The sequence below is a fragment of the Pseudomonas sp. LBUM1676 genome, from assembly GCF_059695605.1.
Genome location: NZ_CP166777.1, coordinates 6072584 through 6087849, shown reverse-complemented (window position 1 = coordinate 6087849; position 15266 = coordinate 6072584). Strand labels below are relative to the sequence as shown.

The following is a 15266-nucleotide window of genomic DNA, read 5'->3' as shown; positions in this document are numbered from 1 at the left end:
TTTTGCACACTTGTTTTGAAAAACCCGCGCTGAATTTTCCTACGGTAATCCCATGACTTTCGCCACCCTTGGCCTGATCGAACCCTTGCTGCGCTCTCTCGAGACGCTCGGCTACCAGACCCCGACGCCGGTTCAGGCGCAAGCCATTCCAGCGGTGCTGGCCGGTCGCGACCTGATGGCCGCCGCCCAGACCGGTACCGGCAAGACCGCCGGTTTCGCGCTGCCGCTGCTGCAGTTGCTGGCCATGGAAGGGCCGAAAGTCACCGCCAACTCGGTGCGTGCGCTGATCCTGGTGCCGACTCGCGAACTGGCTGAACAGGTTCACGAAGCCGTGCGTCAGTACGCCGAGAACCTGCCGCTGAGCACCTATGCGGTGTACGGCGGGGTCAGCATCAATCCGCAAATGATGAAGCTGCGCAAAGGCGTCGACCTGCTGGTGGCGACTCCCGGCCGCTTGCTCGACCTGTTCCGCCAGAACGCGCTCAAGTTCAATCAGCTGCAAACCCTGGTGCTGGATGAAGCCGATCGCATGCTCGACCTGGGCTTTTCCGAAGAGCTGGGGAACATTTACCGGGTGCTGCCGAAGAAACGTCAGACGCTGTTGTTCTCCGCGACCTTCTCCGATGCGATCCGCCTGTTGGCCGGGCAAATGCTCAACGATCCGCTGAGCATTGAAGTCAGCCCGCGCAACGTCGCCGCCAATACCGTCAAGCAGTGGGTGGTGACGGTGGACAAGAAGCGCAAGCCGGAACTGTTCGTGCACTTGATGCGCAAGGGCAAGTGGAAGCAGGTGCTGGTGTTCGCCAAGACCCGTAACGGCGTCGACGCATTGGTGGAAAAACTCCAGGGTCTGGGCATCAATGCCGACGGCATCCATGGCGACAAACCGCAGGCGACGCGTCAACGGGCACTTGACCGTTTCAAGCTCAGCGAAGTGCAGATCCTGGTGGCCACCGACGTCGCGGCCCGTGGTCTGGATATCGAAGATTTGCCGTTGGTGGTCAACTTCGACCTGCCAATCGTGGCCGAAGACTATATCCACCGCATCGGTCGTACCGGCCGTGCGGGTGCGAGTGGGCAGGCTATTTCGCTGGTCTGCGCCGATGAAGTGAATCTGCTGTCGGCCATCGAAACACTGACCCGTCAGACGTTGCCTCGGCAGATGGAGCATGACTTCGAGCCCGAGCACCGGGTCCCGGATACCGATGCCAGCGGTCAAGTGGTCAAGAAGCCGAAGAAACCGAAAAAGCCAAAGACCTCGAGCGGCGGCAAGCGCAACCTGGGTAAATGGGTCGAGAGCGGTGATGCGTCGGCGCCGGAACCTTCGGTCAAGCCTGTGCGCAAGGTGCCGGTGTTTAACACTGGGCCGCGCAAGCGTAAGCCTTGATTATCTGCGGCGTCTGCTAAGCCCTCATCGCGAGCAAGCTCGCTCCCACAGGTGACCGAATTCTCTCTGGAAGAACTTGGTCACCTGTGGGAGCGAGCTTGCTCGCGATGGGCGCGCCTCGGTCTTCAGCCCGTGCGCTTCAACCACTCCAGCATCCCCAACCCCGCCGCCCGCCCACTGGCGAAACACGCAGTCAGCAGATAGCCCCCCGTTGGCGCTTCCCAATCGAGCATCTCCCCCGCGCAGAACACGCCAGGTAACTGCTTGAGCATCAAACGCTCATCCATCGATTCGAACATCACCCCGCCAGCACTGCTGATGGCTTCGTCCAATGGGCGGGTTTTGACCAACGTCAGCGGCAAGGTTTTGATCGCCTTGGCCAGCAATGCCGGATCGGCAAAACATTCGGCCGCTGCCAGTTCTCGCAGCAACGCCGCTTTCACGCCATCAATGCCGAGCTGGCTGTGCAGATGCTTGGCCATGGAGCGCGAGCCCCGTGGCTTGCTCAGCGCCGCCTGGACTTTATCCACAGGCTTGCCCGGCAACAGGTCGAGGTGAATCGTCGCCGAACCCTTCAGGTTGATGGCTTCGCGGATCGGTGCAGACAGGGCGTAGATCAGGCTGCCTTCAATACCCGTCGCTGTCATCACGCATTCCCCGAGCCTGGGGATGTCGTCATTAAGCCCGATAGCGATATTTTTCAACGGGGCACCGGCGAATTTACTGACCATCAATTCACTCCAGGCCTGCACTTCGAAGCCGCAATTGCTCGGTTGCAGGGGTGCCAAGCCCACGCCGCGTTGTTCCAGCGCCAGCATCCAGGCGCCGTCCGAACCCAGGCGCGACCAACTGCCGCCGCCCAGGGCCAGCAAGGTGGCGTCGGGGTGAATGGTTTTTTCTCCGTCGGGGCAGGATACTTTCAGGCTGCCATCGCCGTTCCAGCCGAGCCAGCGATGGCGGGTGTGGATAACTACGCCTGCATCGCGCAGGCGTTTGAGCCAGGCGCGTAATAGCGGAGCCGCTTTCATGTCAGTCGGAAACACCCGGCCGGAGCTGCCGACAAAGGTTTCGATGCCTAGGTCATGAATCCATTGGCACAGCGCATCGGCGCCAAAGGACCGCAACAGCGGTGCAATGTGCGGTGCGCGCTCGGCATAGCGTGAGAGAAATGCCGGATAGGCTTCGGAATGGGTGATGTTCATGCCGCCCACACCGGCCAGCAGGAATTTTCGCCCCACCGAAGGCATGCCGTCGTACAGATCGACCTTGATCCCGGCCTGGCTCAGCACTTCAGCCGCCATCAAGCCGGCAGGGCCGCCGCCGATGATGGCGACGTGAGGGGGGAGGGGGGTGGAAGGCTGGGTCATGGAATGCGCTGCGGTTCGGCGGAATGAAGCCGGGCATTCTATCAGCACAGATCCCTGTGGGAGCGAGCTTGCTCGCGATGAGGCCGGCACATTCAGCATCTTTGTTGACTGAGAGTCCGCTATCGTCGGATCGCCGCCCGGAGCAAGCTCGCTCCCACAGGATCGTCGGTGTGCTCAAGTGCTGATCAAAAAACAACCACCGCTCTGAAGCCTATACCCCGCATGGTCTGCAGCCCCTTTCACTCAGGTTATCCACAGGCGGTTCCACAGCCATTGTGGGTAAACACCCACAGCTCAATGACAACCTGATGACTGCCACACCCGTTGCGCGCTGTGATGAAGGATTCCATGCCGCCGCGCCAAAGCCTTGCGGTCCTTGCTGTAGCCGCCACCAATCACCCCGACAACCGGGATGTCTCGGCCCAGGCAGTGACGCATCACGCTTTCATCGCGAGCGGCGACGCCTTGGTCGGTCAATTTCAGATAGCCGAGTGCGTCGTCCTTGTGCACATCGACACCGGCGTCATACAGCACCAGGTCAGGCTGGTAGAGCGGCAGCAAATAGTTGAGCGCATCGTCCACGACCTTCAGGTAATCGGCATCGCCCATGCCCATTGGCAGGGGAATGTCCCAGTCGCTTTCGGCCTTGCGTGCAGGAAAATTCTTTTCGCAGTGCAGGGAAACGGTAATGGCCTCCGGGGTGTTGTGCAGGATTCGTGCAGTCCCATCGCCCTGATGCACATCGCAATCGAAGATCAGCACCCGATTCACCCGACCACTTTCCAGCAGGAAATGGCTGATCACCGCCAGGTCGTTGAAAATGCAGAATCCGGCGGGATGGTCGTAGTGCGCGTGATGAGTGCCGCCCGCCAGGTGACAAGCCAGGCCATGTTCCAACGCCTGTTCGGCTGCCAGCAGGGAGCCGCCCACCGCCCGCACCGTGCGTCGGGCCAGGGCTTCGCTCCAGGGCAGGCCGAGGCGCCGCTGGTCTTCGCGGGACAACTCGCCGCCCATGTAGCGTTCGATATACGCAGGGTCATGGGCGAGGGCGAGAATTTCGGGCGGGCAAAGCTGCGGGCGCAGCAGCTCGGTGTCACGGGTCAGTCCGCTGTCCACCAAGTGATCGCGCAACAACCGAAACTTGTCCATGGGGAAGCGGTGATCCGCCGGGAATGGCGGACTGTAGTCTTCGTGGTAGATCAACGGCAAAGGCATGGTGGATTTATCTGGGACGGCGTGCAGGAATGAGTTAAGGATCCTACCAGCGATGTAGACTGGCGACATGGGGAAAGGGGGAAGCGATGGAGCCGATACTGCAACTCGAGAGCGCGCGACTGCTGTTGCGGCAATGGCGTGACGAGGATTTGCCTGAATTCGCGGCGATGTGCGCCGACCCACAGGTGATGCGATATTTTCCGGCGCCCTTGAGTCGACTGGAAAGCGCTTCGCTGATCGGACGGGTTCGTGGTCATTTTGCCGAGCATGGCTTCGGGCTCTGGGCGCTGGAACGCAAGGACACCGGCGCCTTTATCGGGTTTACCGGATTGGGGGTGGTCGGCTTCGATGCGCCGTTTACCCCGGCCACCGAAATCGGCTGGCGCCTGGCCCGCGAGCATTGGGGCCTGGGCTATGCCAGTGAAGCGGCGTGGACCGCTCTGCGCTGTGGCTTTGACCGTTTGGCGCTGAATGAAGTGGTGTCTTTCACCACCGCAAGCAACCTGCCTTCGCAGAAAGTCATGCAGGCGATCGGCATGCACCATGACCCGGTCGATGATTTCAATCACCCGAAGCTGGCGGTCGATGATCCCCTGCGTCACCATGTTCTTTATCGCATCACCCGTGAACAATGGCTGCAAACCTTGCATGGATAAGCAGGCACGGACGTTTACAATGGCCTTCATGGGCCCTGTCCAGAAACTGAATCGACCGCCGCAGCCAAGACTGCGCGGCAATGCGTTGTGTGAGGAGAGTCTGAATGAGCCAAGTGTTGGATGATCTGGTCGACCTGTTGACCCTTGAACCGATCGAAGAAAACCTGTTCCGTGGTCGTAGCCAGGACCTGGGTTTCCGTCAGTTGTTCGGTGGCCAGGTGCTCGGCCAGTCCCTGTCGGCCGCCAGTCAGACCGTCGAAGAGGCGCGCCATGTGCATTCGATGCACGGTTATTTCCTGCGTCCGGGCGATGCCGGGTTGCCGGTGGTGTATCAGGTTGACCGGGTTCGCGACGGTGGCAGTTTCAGCACGCGCCGGGTGACCGCGATCCAGAAGGGCAATCCGATCTTCACCTGCAGCGCATCGTTCCAGTACGACGAAGAAGGCTTCCAGCACCAGACCGAGATGCCAACCGTGGTCGGTCCGGAAAACCTGCCCTCGGAACTGGAACTCACCCAGCAGCGTGCGCACCTGATCCCCGAGCACATGCGCGAAAAACTGCTGTGCCCGAAACCGATCGAGTTCCGACCGGTGACCGAGGAAGATCCCTACAACCCGCACCCGTCCGATCCGATCAAGTACGTCTGGTTTCGTGCCGACGGTGCCCTGGCCGATTCCCCGGCGTTGCACAAATACCTGCTCGCCTACGCGTCGGACTTCGGTCTGTTGACCACCTCGATGCAACCCCATGGCAAATCGGTCTGGCACAAGGATATGCAGGTTGCCAGCCTCGATCACGCGCTGTGGTTCCATGCCGATCTGCGCGCCGATGACTGGTTGCTGTACGCGATGGACAGTCCGTGGGCGGGCAATTCCCGCGGCTTCTCGCGAGGCAGCGTGTTCAATCGCGCGGGGCAACTGGTGGCTTCGGTCACTCAGGAAGGGCTGATTCGTCACCGCAAGGATTGGGCATGAGCCTGGCCGAGGTGCGGCATTGGGTGTTCGACATGGACGGCACCCTGACGGTGGCTGTGCATGATTTCGCGGCAATCCGCGTGGCGTTGGCGATCCCTGCCGAAGACGACATCCTGACTCACCTCGCCGCACTGCCGGCCGATGAAGCCGCGGCCAAGCACGCCTGGTTGCTGGAACACGAACGCGACCTGGCCCTGGGTTCGAAAGCTGCGCCGGGCGCGGTGGAACTGGTGCGTGAGCTGGCCGGGCGCGGTTATCGCCTGGGCATTCTCACGCGCAATGCTCGTGAGCTGGCCCATGTCACGCTGGAGGCGATCGGCCTGGCCGACTGCTTCGCCGTGGAGGATGTGCTGGGCCGTGATGAAGCGCCGCCCAAACCGCATCCCGGCGGTTTGCTGAAACTGGCTGCGGCCTGGAGCGTACCGGCGAGCGAGATGGTGATGGTCGGCGATTACCGCTTCGATCTGGATTGCGGCCGGGCGGCGGGGGCGCGGACGGTGCTGGTGAATTTGCCGGATAATCCGTGGCCGGAGTTGACGGACTGGCATGCGGCGGATTGTGCGGTGTTGCGACAGATGTTGTCCGCCTGAGGGACCCTTCGCGGGCAAGCCTCGCTCCTACAGGGGGGGCGTCGTTTTTGTAGGAGCGAGGCTTGCCCGCGAAGACGTCGGTTCAGCCACCACAAAAACTCACTGACCAAACAACGCTTTCTGCCCCTCAGGCGAATTGAACATCCCATCCCCATCATGCCCGACCCCGGGCACTTCGATCAGCTGCTGACTCATTCCCTGAGGATACAGCCGCTTCAGATAATCGAAATAATTGCGCCCGCGGACCAAGCGATTCGCCCCCTGGGCTTTCGCCTCACAGCGTTTATCCAGGGCCGGATGATTCGGGTCGGTGTCCTGCTGGCCCAGCAGGTAAACGATGTCACGCTTGGCGTAATTGTCCTGCAACTGCGCGGGCGTTTGTCCTTGCGCGTAGGCGGGCAGATCCGCCAGCCCGTATTTCCAGCGATTGAAATCCGGGCAACCGGCGTGGCTGAACGCCACGGGCCGACGTTCATCGAAGTACGCATAAGTGGACGGATTGGCGACGACGTACCGCACCTGTACCCCGGCCGCCTTGAGTTCGGGCTGATCGTGGCCCAGCAACGCATAGCGCTGAACCACCTGGGCGCCACCGGAGTGGCCGGCGATGATGACCTGCTTCACGTCGGGAAACTGTCGACGGTCACCGATTCGGGCGACGACTTCGTCGAGTGCGGTGTAGGAACTCAGGGCAAACGGCGATGTAGACAAACCGCCGGCCATCCAGTCATTACCTTGCCAGCGCAACACGCTGTCTGCCACTGAATGAGCTGCGATGTCGGATTCATTGAGAAATTGCGGAGCGATCACCAGGGTGGTTGCGCTTTGCCCCGCCTGTTCAGCGGCATGCTCTGCACTCTGGCGATAGGTTTCGGCATTGCGCAGGCGACCGTGGATGATGATCAGCACCCGTTCGATTTTCGTCGGTGCCGGGCCGATGCCCACCGCGATCTCACCCGAGGTCAACAGCAGGCGACCGGGGCTGACCTCCTTGACCCCTTGCTCGGCAGCCTGGGTGTTTACGCAAGTGAACAGCAGGGCCAGCAGCCATCTTTTCATTACAGGTTTTTCGCCGCAAAGGTGTCGCACTGGCCGACCTGGCCCTGCGCAAATCCGGTTTTGAACCAGCGCACCCTTTGCGCCGACGTACCATGGGTGAACGAGTCCGGCACCACGCGGCCCTGGCCTTTTTCCTGCAGACGGTCGTCGCCGATGGCGTTGGCGGCGTTCAGGGCTTCTTCGATGTCACCCGGTTCCAGCCAGTTCAGCCGTTGTTGCGCATTGTGGGCCCAGACCCCGGCCAGGCAATCGGCCTGCAGCTCCTGGCGCACCAGCAAGCCACCGTCACCCTCCATTTGCCGGCCCTGTTGGCGAGCGGCCTGGATCTTCGCCGAAACGCCGAGCAAGGTCTGCACGTGGTGTCCGACTTCGTGAGCGATCACGTAGGCCTGCGCGAAATCACCTGCAGCGGAAAAGCGCTGGGACATTTCCTGGAAGAAACTCATGTCCAGGTAGACCTTCTGGTCCGCCGGGCAATAGAACGGACCGGTCGCTGAAGTCGCCAGGCCGCATGCCGAGTTGACGCGGCTGCTGAACAGCACCAGGGTCGGGTCCTTATATTGACGGCCGGCCTGCTGGAAGATCTGCCCCCAAGTGTCTTCGGTGTCGCCAAGGATCGAGCGCACGAACTCGGCCCCTTCATCATTGGCCGGAGGCGCCTTGCGGGTTTGCGTCGGGGCCGGCGCCGATTGCTCGCTCATCTGTCCGGTGAGTTGCCCGAGGATCTGCAAGGGGTCCTGGCCGGTGAGCCAGCCGATCCCGACGATCAGAACGATCGCCGTCAGGCTCAGGCCCTTGCCGCCACCGAAGCGCATCCCGCCACCACCGCCGACGTTATCGCCCCGGGCATCGACCACGTTGTCGCTGCGTCGGCCTTTTTTCCATAGCATGTGTGGGATCCTCTTTTCCTGCTCGATGAAGACGCATGGTGGTGAGTGTTGCTGGTGAGTGAGAACGGCGCCAGTCCGATCGTCAGACCGCCTTGAGTGGCGCCGGTTCTATGCCTGCTTGAGATTGACGGCCTGGTTGACGGCCTGGTTGACAGGGTGGGTGTCAGAGGTCCTCGGCGGCGAAGGTGTCGCAAGTGTCGGTCCGGCCGGTAGCGAAACCGGATTTGAACCAGTTCTCCCGCTGTTGCGAAGTGCCGTGACTGAACGTCTCTGGTCGAATCGCGGCGTTTTGCGAGCGTTGCAGGTAATCGTCACCAAACACCGCCGCAGCCTGCAGGGCCGCTTCGATATCGCCCGGTTCCAGCCAGTCCAGGCGTTGTTGTGCATGGTGCGCCCAGACGCCAGCCAGGCAATCGGCCTGCAACTCTGCACGCACCTCCAGGCCGCCATCGCCGGTGACGGGTTGATCATCGCGCAAGGCGTTCTCGTAAGGATCGGACAGTCCCAGTGTCAGTTGCACGTGATGGCCGATCTCGTGAGCAATGATGTAGGCCCGCGCGAAATCGCCGACCACTGAAAACTGCTGCTCCAGTTTGCTGAAGAACCCCAGATCGAGGTACACCTGCTGATTGCCCGGGCAATAGAACGGGCCACTGGCGGAGCTGGCGTACCCGCATCCCGAGACCACGCCATTGTCGAAAAGCGTCAGCGTGGGTTGCGGATAATGCCGTCCCGTTTGCGCAAAAAGTTGTTTCCAGGTGTCTTCGGTGTCACCCAATATCGACTGAACAAACTGCAGTTGCAGATCTTCGTCGGGCTCGATCGAGGCAGCAACGCCGGCCGGGTTCAGCGTGTTTGAAGACGCGAGCGGAACCTCGTCGGGTGTCGTATCCAGCGTCGAATAAAGCCCTGCGCCTGCCAGCGCGACTACGGCCAGTCCGGCGCCCAAGGATTTCCCTGTGTGGGTACGGGCATCCTTGCCCTTGCGAATGTCGTTAACATTTTTGCTGCGTCTTGCCTTGTTCCATAGCATGTTTGCGTTCTCCAATGGATTGATATGGCGTGTATCGCCGAATCCATGAATAACCGCACTGGCAAAGATGTGGGGGCGAAATGTGCAAGTGTTGGTAAGCCGTTTCGATGGTTGTCACGGATCGAGAATGGCCATTTCTCGGCAACCGGTCGAACGCCTGACTGGTTCCAGATTTCGCCTTGGGCAGTTTGTCTTTTAGAATCGGGCAAATTTTGCGTGGAACCTCTCATGGCCGGCAGTCAGATCGAACGTGTTTTCAGCGTGCTGGAAAACCTCACCAGCGACCCTCGCGGCCTGCCGATGCAGACGCTGGCGCAGCAGCTGGACATTCCCAAGAGTGCGACCCACCGCCTGCTCGCCGAACTGATTCGGTTAGGCTACGTACGGCAGAATCCGGAGAACTTGCGCTATCACCTGTCCACCAAGCTGGTGGCCATGGGTTTTCGTTACCTGTCGAGCAGTGGCGCCGATATCGTGCAGCCGGTGCTCGATCGACTGGCACAGGAAACTGGCGAGCTGGTGCGTCTGGGAGTGATCGAGGGTGAACGACAGACCTGGATCGCCAAATCCCAAGGGGCCCGCTCCGGTTTGCGTTACGACCCGGATATGGGGCGTGACGCGCCACTGTTCTATACCGCTTCGGGACATGCGTGGCTGGCGTGCATGAGCGATGCCGAAGCCTTGTCGCTGGTGGAACGCCAGGGCACTGACCGTCCGAAAGACCTGGGGCCGAACGCACCGAGCTCCAACATCGAGTTGCTGGAACGGCTGCGCCTGGCGCGGGAGCAGGGCTATGCCTGGGTCGAGGAAAGTTCGGCGGTGGGCACCTCGGCCATTGCGGCGGTAGTGAGGCATCCGGTCGATGGGCGAGTGATCGGGGTGCTGAGCATTGCGGGCCCGAGCGCGCGGATGCCGGGCGCGAGATTGCATGGGTTGGCACCGCTGTTATTGAGCTATACCAAAGAGTTGTCGGCGGCGAGCCAGGCTTCGGAATTGTTCAGTTAGTCGGCACACTGATCCAATAGGGGAGCGGCGGTGCAGCAAGCCCATTTTCAATCTTCAGCCGCAAAAGATGTGCGTTGTTCGAACACTTTTGTGCTTCTCTTGTGTGAGTATCTGGAACCAGGTTCTAAATTGTCGGGGTTCGTGTGCCGGATGTGGAAAACCCGGCGACTCAAGCCGGACAGTCATCGCTGAGTTTGCGAAGACCGTGAAGCTTTTGACTTTAAGTAAGGACAGCCAATGACTCTCAGCACCCCGCTTTCCGGCGTCAATCAGCCCTTCAAGGGAATCATGCTGATCGTTGTCGCGACCTTTCTGTTCTCCAGTCATGACGCGTTGTCGAAATTTCTTTCAGGGTTCTATCCGATCATCATGGTGGTCTGGGCCCGATATCTGGTTCACACCTTATTGATGGCCGGGATTTTTCTGCCGCAATCCGGATTGAGTGTCCTGCGGACCCGGCGGCCGTTGCTGCAGTTGCTCAGGGCGTTATGCCTGCTTGCCACCAGTTTGTTTTTCACCACCGGTTTGCAGTACATCCCCTTGGCCGAAGCCACGGCGGTCAACTTTCTTGCACCGGTTCTGGTCACCGCGCTGTCGGTGCCGCTGCTGGGTGAGCGCGTCACCCGTGGCCAATGGATTGCGGTCATTTGCGGATTTATTGGCGTACTGATCATCGTCCACCCCGGCGGCGACCTGTTCACGCCGGCGGTGTTACTGCCGCTCAGCTCGGCCCTGTTTTTCTGCTTCTACCAATTGCTCACTCGCAAGCTCAGTGAGATCGACAGCCCGACCACCAGCAACTTCTTCGCCGGCCTGTGCAATACGTTGGTGATGAGTGCGCTGGTGCCGTTCTTCTGGCAAGTGCCAAGCCTTGGGCATGGTTTCATGATGGTGGCGCTGGGCGCCTGCGGGATGACGGCGCATCTGTTTCTGACCCAGGCTTTCCGTCACGCCGCGCCCGCGCTGCTGGCGCCGTTCGGTTATTGTCAGATCGTCTTTGCCGGCTTGCTGGGTTGGTTGCTGTTTTCCCACACACCGACCCCGATCGCCTTGGTCGGGATCGCGGTGATCTGCTGCAGCGGGTTGGCGGCAGCGTGGCAACAAAGCCGTCGGTAAAAACGGTAAACGACCTGTGGGAGCGAGACCGGCTTGCCAGCGAAGGCGGACTGTCATTCAACATTGATGTTGACTGATACATCGCATTCGCCGGCAAGCCGGTCTCGCTCCCACAAGGGGATTGCGTCGGACTTTTAATCGGCGACGGCAGGAATCTTGCGAGGTGCCATGAAGTACATCCAGATCAGCGCGATGAAGTACATCGCCGGAATCATGGTGAACAGCACGGTGTAATTGTTGTTGGTGATGGTCAGGATGTGCCCGACCAACTGGGTCATGAACATCCCGCCGATGGCGGCGCACATGCCGCCGAAACCGAACACCGTACTCATCATGTGCTTGGGCGTGTAGTCCATCACCAGGCTCCAGATGTTCGCGGTCCAGGCCTGATGCGCACCGATCGCCAGGGAGATGGCAAATACCGCGACCCACAGGTTGCTCGAGCCGGCTGCCATGATCACACCGATGATGCAGCAGGCGAACAGGAGCATGGACATCAGCCGGGCCTTGATCGGGTTGATCCCGCGGCCGATCAGGAACGAGGACAGGATCCCGCCGCCCACGCTGCCGAAGTCGGCAGTCACATAAATGATGATCAGCGGGATACCCATCTGGGTCACGTTGATCCCCAGGTTGTATTGCTGATTGAGGAAGGGCGGCAGCCAGTAGAGGTAGAACCAGAATACCGGCGCGGTCAGCGAGTAAGCGATGGCGAACGCCCAGGTGCCACGCATGCGCAGGATTTTCGAGAACGGAACGCGGGATTGTTCCGGTTCGACTTCCTTCTGGATGTAGTCCAGTTCCGATTGTTTAACCCTCGGGTGATCTTCCGGGTTGAAGTACTTCAAGCCCCAGAACACCAGCCAGATGCCGCCCAGTGACGCCATGCACAGGAACGCGGCCTGCCAGCCCCACACATGCAGGATCAACGGCAGCAGCATGGGGGTGAACATCGCGCCGACGTTGGTGCCGGCGTTGAAAATGCCGGTCGCCACGGCGCGTTCGCCCGCCGGGAACCACAACCGCGTGGTTTTCACGCAGGCCGGGTAGTTGGCGGCTTCGGTCAGGCCAAGGATGAAGCGGCAGACCATGAAACCCACCGCCGACGTGGCCAGGCCATGGGCACCGGTGGCCAGGCTCCAGAGCAGCACGGCGCAGAAGAACACGCGTTTGACGCCGACCCGATCGATCAACCGGCCTTGCAGCACGAAACCGATGGCGTAGCCAACCTGGAACCAGAAGTTGATGTTGGCGTAGTCCATCGCCGTCCAGCTCATTTCCTTGGCCAGGATCGGCTGCATCACGCCCAGTGCTGCGCGGTCGATGTAGTTCAGGGTGGTGGCGAAAAACACCAGCGCCAGCATGCCCCAACGGGTTTTGCCGACGGCCATGGCGCCGCGAATCTTGTCGCCGATGCCGCCGGCGGTGCCGTTGGCCGCAGCCATGCGGGAGCTTTGCGTTTGAGAACTCTGAGAAGGGAACATGAGTGCCATCCGTTCAATGACTGACAAGCGAAGCTCGTCGGGACTTCAAGGGCGCGTGATCAATCGGTGGCGATAGGCGCGCAAGATCGATCGGCTGAGGTGCTTTCGTCGGCTGACGACAGCGCGCTATTGAGCCAGCGGCAGGGTTCGGCCTGAAGCGCGAGACGTTCGGACGGATGCCAGGCAAGGCGTAAGGGGAGCAGATCGAGCTATCAAGGCGTTGAATGTGCGCATGAGTGTGTACCCGGTTTTTGAAATTTTTATGTGGTGTTCTGGGTCTTGTTAACCGAGGCCGGTGATTCATACCGGCTTCAATGTGGTGTCGATGTTGCGCATTGGACGAAAAATCGTCAATTCGCTCAAGGCCATTGTGTTCGATAATCGCACATAAAACTAACCGGATAGTACACTTTGAATTGCTGTCAGCATTCGTCAGGCCAATAATTCACCTCACGACAAAATGCGGTCCCTGCAGGAGCCAGGCTCCTGCATAAAACCTGCGATGCCTAACAAGATTGTCTCCACCACCGGGAGTCGAAATATGCAGCGTTCCATTGCCACCGTTTCCCTGAGCGGTACCCTGCCGGAAAAACTCGAAGCCATTGCCGCCGCCGGTTTTGACGGGGTGGAGATTTTCGAGAATGACCTTTTGTACTACGACGGCAGCCCGCGGGAAATCAAACAGATGTGCGCCGATCTCGGGATCGCGATCACACTGTTTCAACCCTTCCGGGATTTCGAAGGCTGCCGCCGCGACCGCCTGCCGCGCAATCTGGAACGGGCCGAGCGCAAGTTCGATTTGATGCAGGAGCTCGGCACCGACCTGGTGCTGGTGTGCAGCAACGCCTCGGCCGATGCTATCGGTGATGAACAAATCCTCATCGACGACTTGCGCTTGCTGGCCGAACGGGCCGGTGCTCGAGGCTTGCGGATCGGCTACGAAGCGCTGGCCTGGGGCCGGCATGTGAACACCTGGCAACAGGTGTGGAACATCGTTCGTCAGGCTGATCATGCGAGCCTCGGCGTGCTGCTGGACAGCTTCCACACGCTGTCGCTCAAGGGCGACCCGAGCGCGATCGCCGAGATTCCCGGCGACAAGATATTCTTCGTGCAAATGGCCGACGCGCCGATCCTGGCCATGGACGTGCTGGAGTGGAGCCGGCATTTCCGCTGTTTTCCGGGCCAGGGTGAATTCGATCTGCCGGGGTTCCTCGCGCCGATCATCAAGAGCGGTTACACCGGGCCGTTGTCGCTCGAGATCTTCAACGACGGCTTCCGCGCCGCGCCTCCACGGGCCAATGCCGCCGATGGTTTGCGGTCGTTGCTGTACCTGGAAGAGAAAACCCGCGAACGTCTGGCGCAGGAAGCCAGCTCACCGCCCAATATCGACATTCTGTTCGAGACGCCCACGGCCAGCGAGTACAACGGCATCGAGTTTCTCGAGTTCGCCGTGGACGAAAGCCTTGGTGCCAAGCTTTCCCATTGGCTGCAGCGGCTGGGTTTCGTCAAAGCCGGCCAGCATCGTTCCAAGAGCGTGAGTCTGCTGCGTCAGGGTGATATCAACCTGATCCTGAACTGCGAACCCTATTCCTTCGCCCACAGTTTTTTCGAAGCTCACGGTCCATCGCTGTGCGCCACCGCTGTTCGGGTCAAGGACAGCACCAGCGCGCTGGCCCGGGCCGTGGCTTACAAGGGCCAGCCATATCGCGGGCTGGTGGGCCCTAATGAACTGGAGTTGGCCGCGGTGCGCGCGCCGGACGGCAGTCTGATTTATCTGGTGGATCAGGACGCTGACGTCTACGGCACCGACTTCAACCTGCAACCCGTCGTGGCGTCCGGTGGTGGCCTCAAGCGCATTGACCATATGGCCATGGCGCTGCCGGCCGACAGCCTAGACAGCTGGGTGTTGTTCTATAAAAGCCTGCTGGATTTTGAGGCTGACGATGAAGTGGTCCTTCCCGATCCGTATGGTTTGGTGAAGAGCCGGGCGTTGCGCAGCCGGTGCAGTTCGATCCGCTTGCCGCTGAACATTTCCGAGAACCGCAACACCGCGATCTCACATGCGCTGTCGAGTTATCGCGGCTCCGGGGTGCATCACATCGCCTTTGATTGCGACGACATCTTTGCCGAAGTCAGCCGGGCCAAGGAGGCGGGCGTGCCACTGCTGGATATCCCGCTCAATTACTACGACGACCTTGCCGCACGGTTCGATTTCGACGACGAGTTTCTTAGCCAATTGGCTTATTACAACGTGCTCTACGACCGCGATCCGCAGGGTGGCGAACTGTTTCACGTGTACACCGAACCGTTTGAAGGACGGTTCTTCTTTGAAATCATCCAGCGCAAGAATGGCTACGCAGGATACGGTGCGGCTAACGTGGCAGTGCGACTGGCGGCCATGGCCAAATCCCGCAGCGGTGCCATCCGTCAGGCAAAGTTGTAGGAAATTCGTAAACGCGGGGTTAAACCGCTGCCGCGCGGCTTCCTTCG

At 60.4% G+C, this 15266-nt stretch carries 13 protein-coding genes; 7 read left to right on the top strand and 6 right to left on the bottom strand.

Annotation, left to right across the window (positions count from 1 at the left end):
- The first annotated feature begins 52 nt into the window (after positions 1-52).
- Positions 53-1387: an RNA helicase RhlE1 gene (rhlE1, locus tag ACA041_RS28145; protein WP_497438786.1), complete on the top strand. Its 1335-nt coding sequence runs from the start codon at positions 53-55 to the stop codon at positions 1385-1387.
- A gap of 125 nt (positions 1388-1512) precedes the next feature.
- Here the strand turns inward: rhlE1 and ACA041_RS28140 are convergent, their stop codons facing one another.
- The gene (locus ACA041_RS28140) at positions 1513-2754 is read right to left on the bottom strand and encodes a TIGR03862 family flavoprotein (RefSeq protein WP_497438785.1); all 1242 of its coding nucleotides are present in this window, start codon (positions 2752-2754) and stop codon (positions 1513-1515) included.
- Positions 2755-3048: 294 nt separating this feature from the next.
- Positions 3049-3969 (bottom strand): histone deacetylase family protein, encoded by a 921-nt coding sequence (locus ACA041_RS28135; RefSeq protein ID WP_497438784.1) that lies wholly within the window; start codon positions 3967-3969, stop codon positions 3049-3051.
- Positions 3970-4055: 86 nt separating this feature from the next.
- On the opposite strand from ACA041_RS28135, the gene ACA041_RS28130 reads away from it, so the two are divergent.
- From ACA041_RS28130 to ACA041_RS28120, 3 genes are all read left to right on the top strand, one after another.
- Positions 4056-4625: a GNAT family N-acetyltransferase gene (locus ACA041_RS28130; protein WP_497438783.1), complete on the top strand. Its 570-nt coding sequence runs from the start codon at positions 4056-4058 to the stop codon at positions 4623-4625.
- Between the two features lie 104 nt (positions 4626-4729).
- Positions 4730-5599, top strand: coding sequence for an acyl-CoA thioesterase II (gene tesB, locus ACA041_RS28125; RefSeq protein ID WP_497438782.1), 870 nt, complete (start codon positions 4730-4732; stop codon positions 5597-5599).
- The gene (locus ACA041_RS28120) at positions 5596-6189 is read left to right on the top strand and encodes an HAD family hydrolase (protein WP_497438781.1); all 594 of its coding nucleotides are present in this window, start codon (positions 5596-5598) and stop codon (positions 6187-6189) included. Before tesB ends, ACA041_RS28120 begins: the two co-directional genes overlap by 4 nt.
- 99 nt (positions 6190-6288) lie before the next feature.
- Here the strand turns inward: ACA041_RS28120 and ACA041_RS28115 are convergent, their stop codons facing one another.
- The 3 genes from ACA041_RS28115 to ypfJ (ACA041_RS28105) all read right to left on the bottom strand — a co-directional run bounded on the left by ACA041_RS28115 (position 6289) and on the right by ypfJ (ACA041_RS28105) (position 9171).
- A complete protein-coding gene (locus ACA041_RS28115) occupies positions 6289-7248 on the bottom strand; it encodes an alpha/beta hydrolase (RefSeq protein WP_497438780.1) in 960 nt (319 codons plus the stop codon).
- On the bottom strand, positions 7248-8138 hold the full coding sequence (gene ypfJ / locus ACA041_RS28110) for a KPN_02809 family neutral zinc metallopeptidase (protein WP_497438779.1): 891 nt from the start codon (positions 8136-8138) through the stop codon (positions 7248-7250). Before ypfJ (ACA041_RS28110) ends, ACA041_RS28115 begins: the two co-directional genes overlap by 1 nt.
- A 163-nt stretch (positions 8139-8301) precedes the next feature.
- Positions 8302-9171 carry a KPN_02809 family neutral zinc metallopeptidase gene (gene ypfJ / locus ACA041_RS28105; protein ID WP_497438778.1) on the bottom strand — a complete coding sequence of 290 codons (870 nt, stop codon included), beginning with the start codon at positions 9169-9171 and terminating at the stop codon, positions 8302-8304.
- 228 nt (positions 9172-9399) lie between these two features.
- Here ypfJ (ACA041_RS28105) and ACA041_RS28100 point away from each other — a divergent pair, with 228 nt between their 5' ends.
- Both ACA041_RS28100 and ACA041_RS28095 read left to right on the top strand, forming a co-directional pair.
- Positions 9400-10176 (top strand): IclR family transcriptional regulator, encoded by a 777-nt coding sequence (locus tag ACA041_RS28100; protein ID WP_497438777.1) that lies wholly within the window; start codon positions 9400-9402, stop codon positions 10174-10176.
- Positions 10177-10413: 237 nt separating this feature from the next.
- Complete coding sequence (locus ACA041_RS28095; RefSeq protein ID WP_497438776.1) at positions 10414-11292, top strand: DMT family transporter; 879 nt, start codon at positions 10414-10416, stop codon at positions 11290-11292.
- Between the two features lie 134 nt (positions 11293-11426).
- On the opposite strand, the gene ACA041_RS28090 is transcribed toward ACA041_RS28095, so the two are convergent.
- Positions 11427-12776 carry an MFS transporter gene (locus tag ACA041_RS28090; RefSeq protein WP_497438775.1) on the bottom strand — a complete coding sequence of 450 codons (1350 nt, stop codon included), beginning with the start codon at positions 12774-12776 and terminating at the stop codon, positions 11427-11429.
- A gap of 541 nt (positions 12777-13317) precedes the next feature.
- Between ACA041_RS28090 and quiC the strand changes: the two genes are divergently transcribed.
- Positions 13318-15219, top strand: coding sequence for a 3-dehydroshikimate dehydratase QuiC (gene quiC / locus ACA041_RS28085; protein ID WP_497438774.1), 1902 nt, complete (start codon positions 13318-13320; stop codon positions 15217-15219).
- The last annotated feature ends 47 nt before the right edge of the window (positions 15220-15266 follow it).

What these genes read in the sequence shown, in the direction of transcription:
- rhlE1 (WP_497438786.1), top strand. Translation starts at nt 53, where the DNA reads ATGACTTTCGCCACCCTTGGCCTGATCGAACCCTTGCTGCGCTCTCTC.
- ACA041_RS28140 (WP_497438785.1), bottom strand. Translation starts at nt 2,754, where the DNA reads ATGACCCAGCCTTCCACCCCCCTCCCCCCTCACGTCGCCATCATCGGC.
- ACA041_RS28135 (WP_497438784.1), bottom strand. Translation starts at nt 3,969, where the DNA reads ATGCCTTTGCCGTTGATCTACCACGAAGACTACAGTCCGCCATTCCCG.
- ACA041_RS28130 (WP_497438783.1), top strand. Translation starts at nt 4,056, where the DNA reads ATGGAGCCGATACTGCAACTCGAGAGCGCGCGACTGCTGTTGCGGCAA.
- tesB (WP_497438782.1), top strand. Translation starts at nt 4,730, where the DNA reads ATGAGCCAAGTGTTGGATGATCTGGTCGACCTGTTGACCCTTGAACCG.
- ACA041_RS28120 (WP_497438781.1), top strand. Translation starts at nt 5,596, where the DNA reads ATGAGCCTGGCCGAGGTGCGGCATTGGGTGTTCGACATGGACGGCACC.
- ACA041_RS28115 (WP_497438780.1), bottom strand. Translation starts at nt 7,248, where the DNA reads ATGAAAAGATGGCTGCTGGCCCTGCTGTTCACTTGCGTAAACACCCAG.
- ypfJ (WP_497438779.1), bottom strand. Translation starts at nt 8,138, where the DNA reads ATGCTATGGAAAAAAGGCCGACGCAGCGACAACGTGGTCGATGCCCGG.
- ypfJ (WP_497438778.1), bottom strand. Translation starts at nt 9,171, where the DNA reads ATGCTATGGAACAAGGCAAGACGCAGCAAAAATGTTAACGACATTCGC.
- ACA041_RS28100 (WP_497438777.1), top strand. Translation starts at nt 9,400, where the DNA reads ATGGCCGGCAGTCAGATCGAACGTGTTTTCAGCGTGCTGGAAAACCTC.
- ACA041_RS28095 (WP_497438776.1), top strand. Translation starts at nt 10,414, where the DNA reads ATGACTCTCAGCACCCCGCTTTCCGGCGTCAATCAGCCCTTCAAGGGA.
- ACA041_RS28090 (WP_497438775.1), bottom strand. Translation starts at nt 12,776, where the DNA reads ATGTTCCCTTCTCAGAGTTCTCAAACGCAAAGCTCCCGCATGGCTGCG.
- quiC (WP_497438774.1), top strand. Translation starts at nt 13,318, where the DNA reads ATGCAGCGTTCCATTGCCACCGTTTCCCTGAGCGGTACCCTGCCGGAA.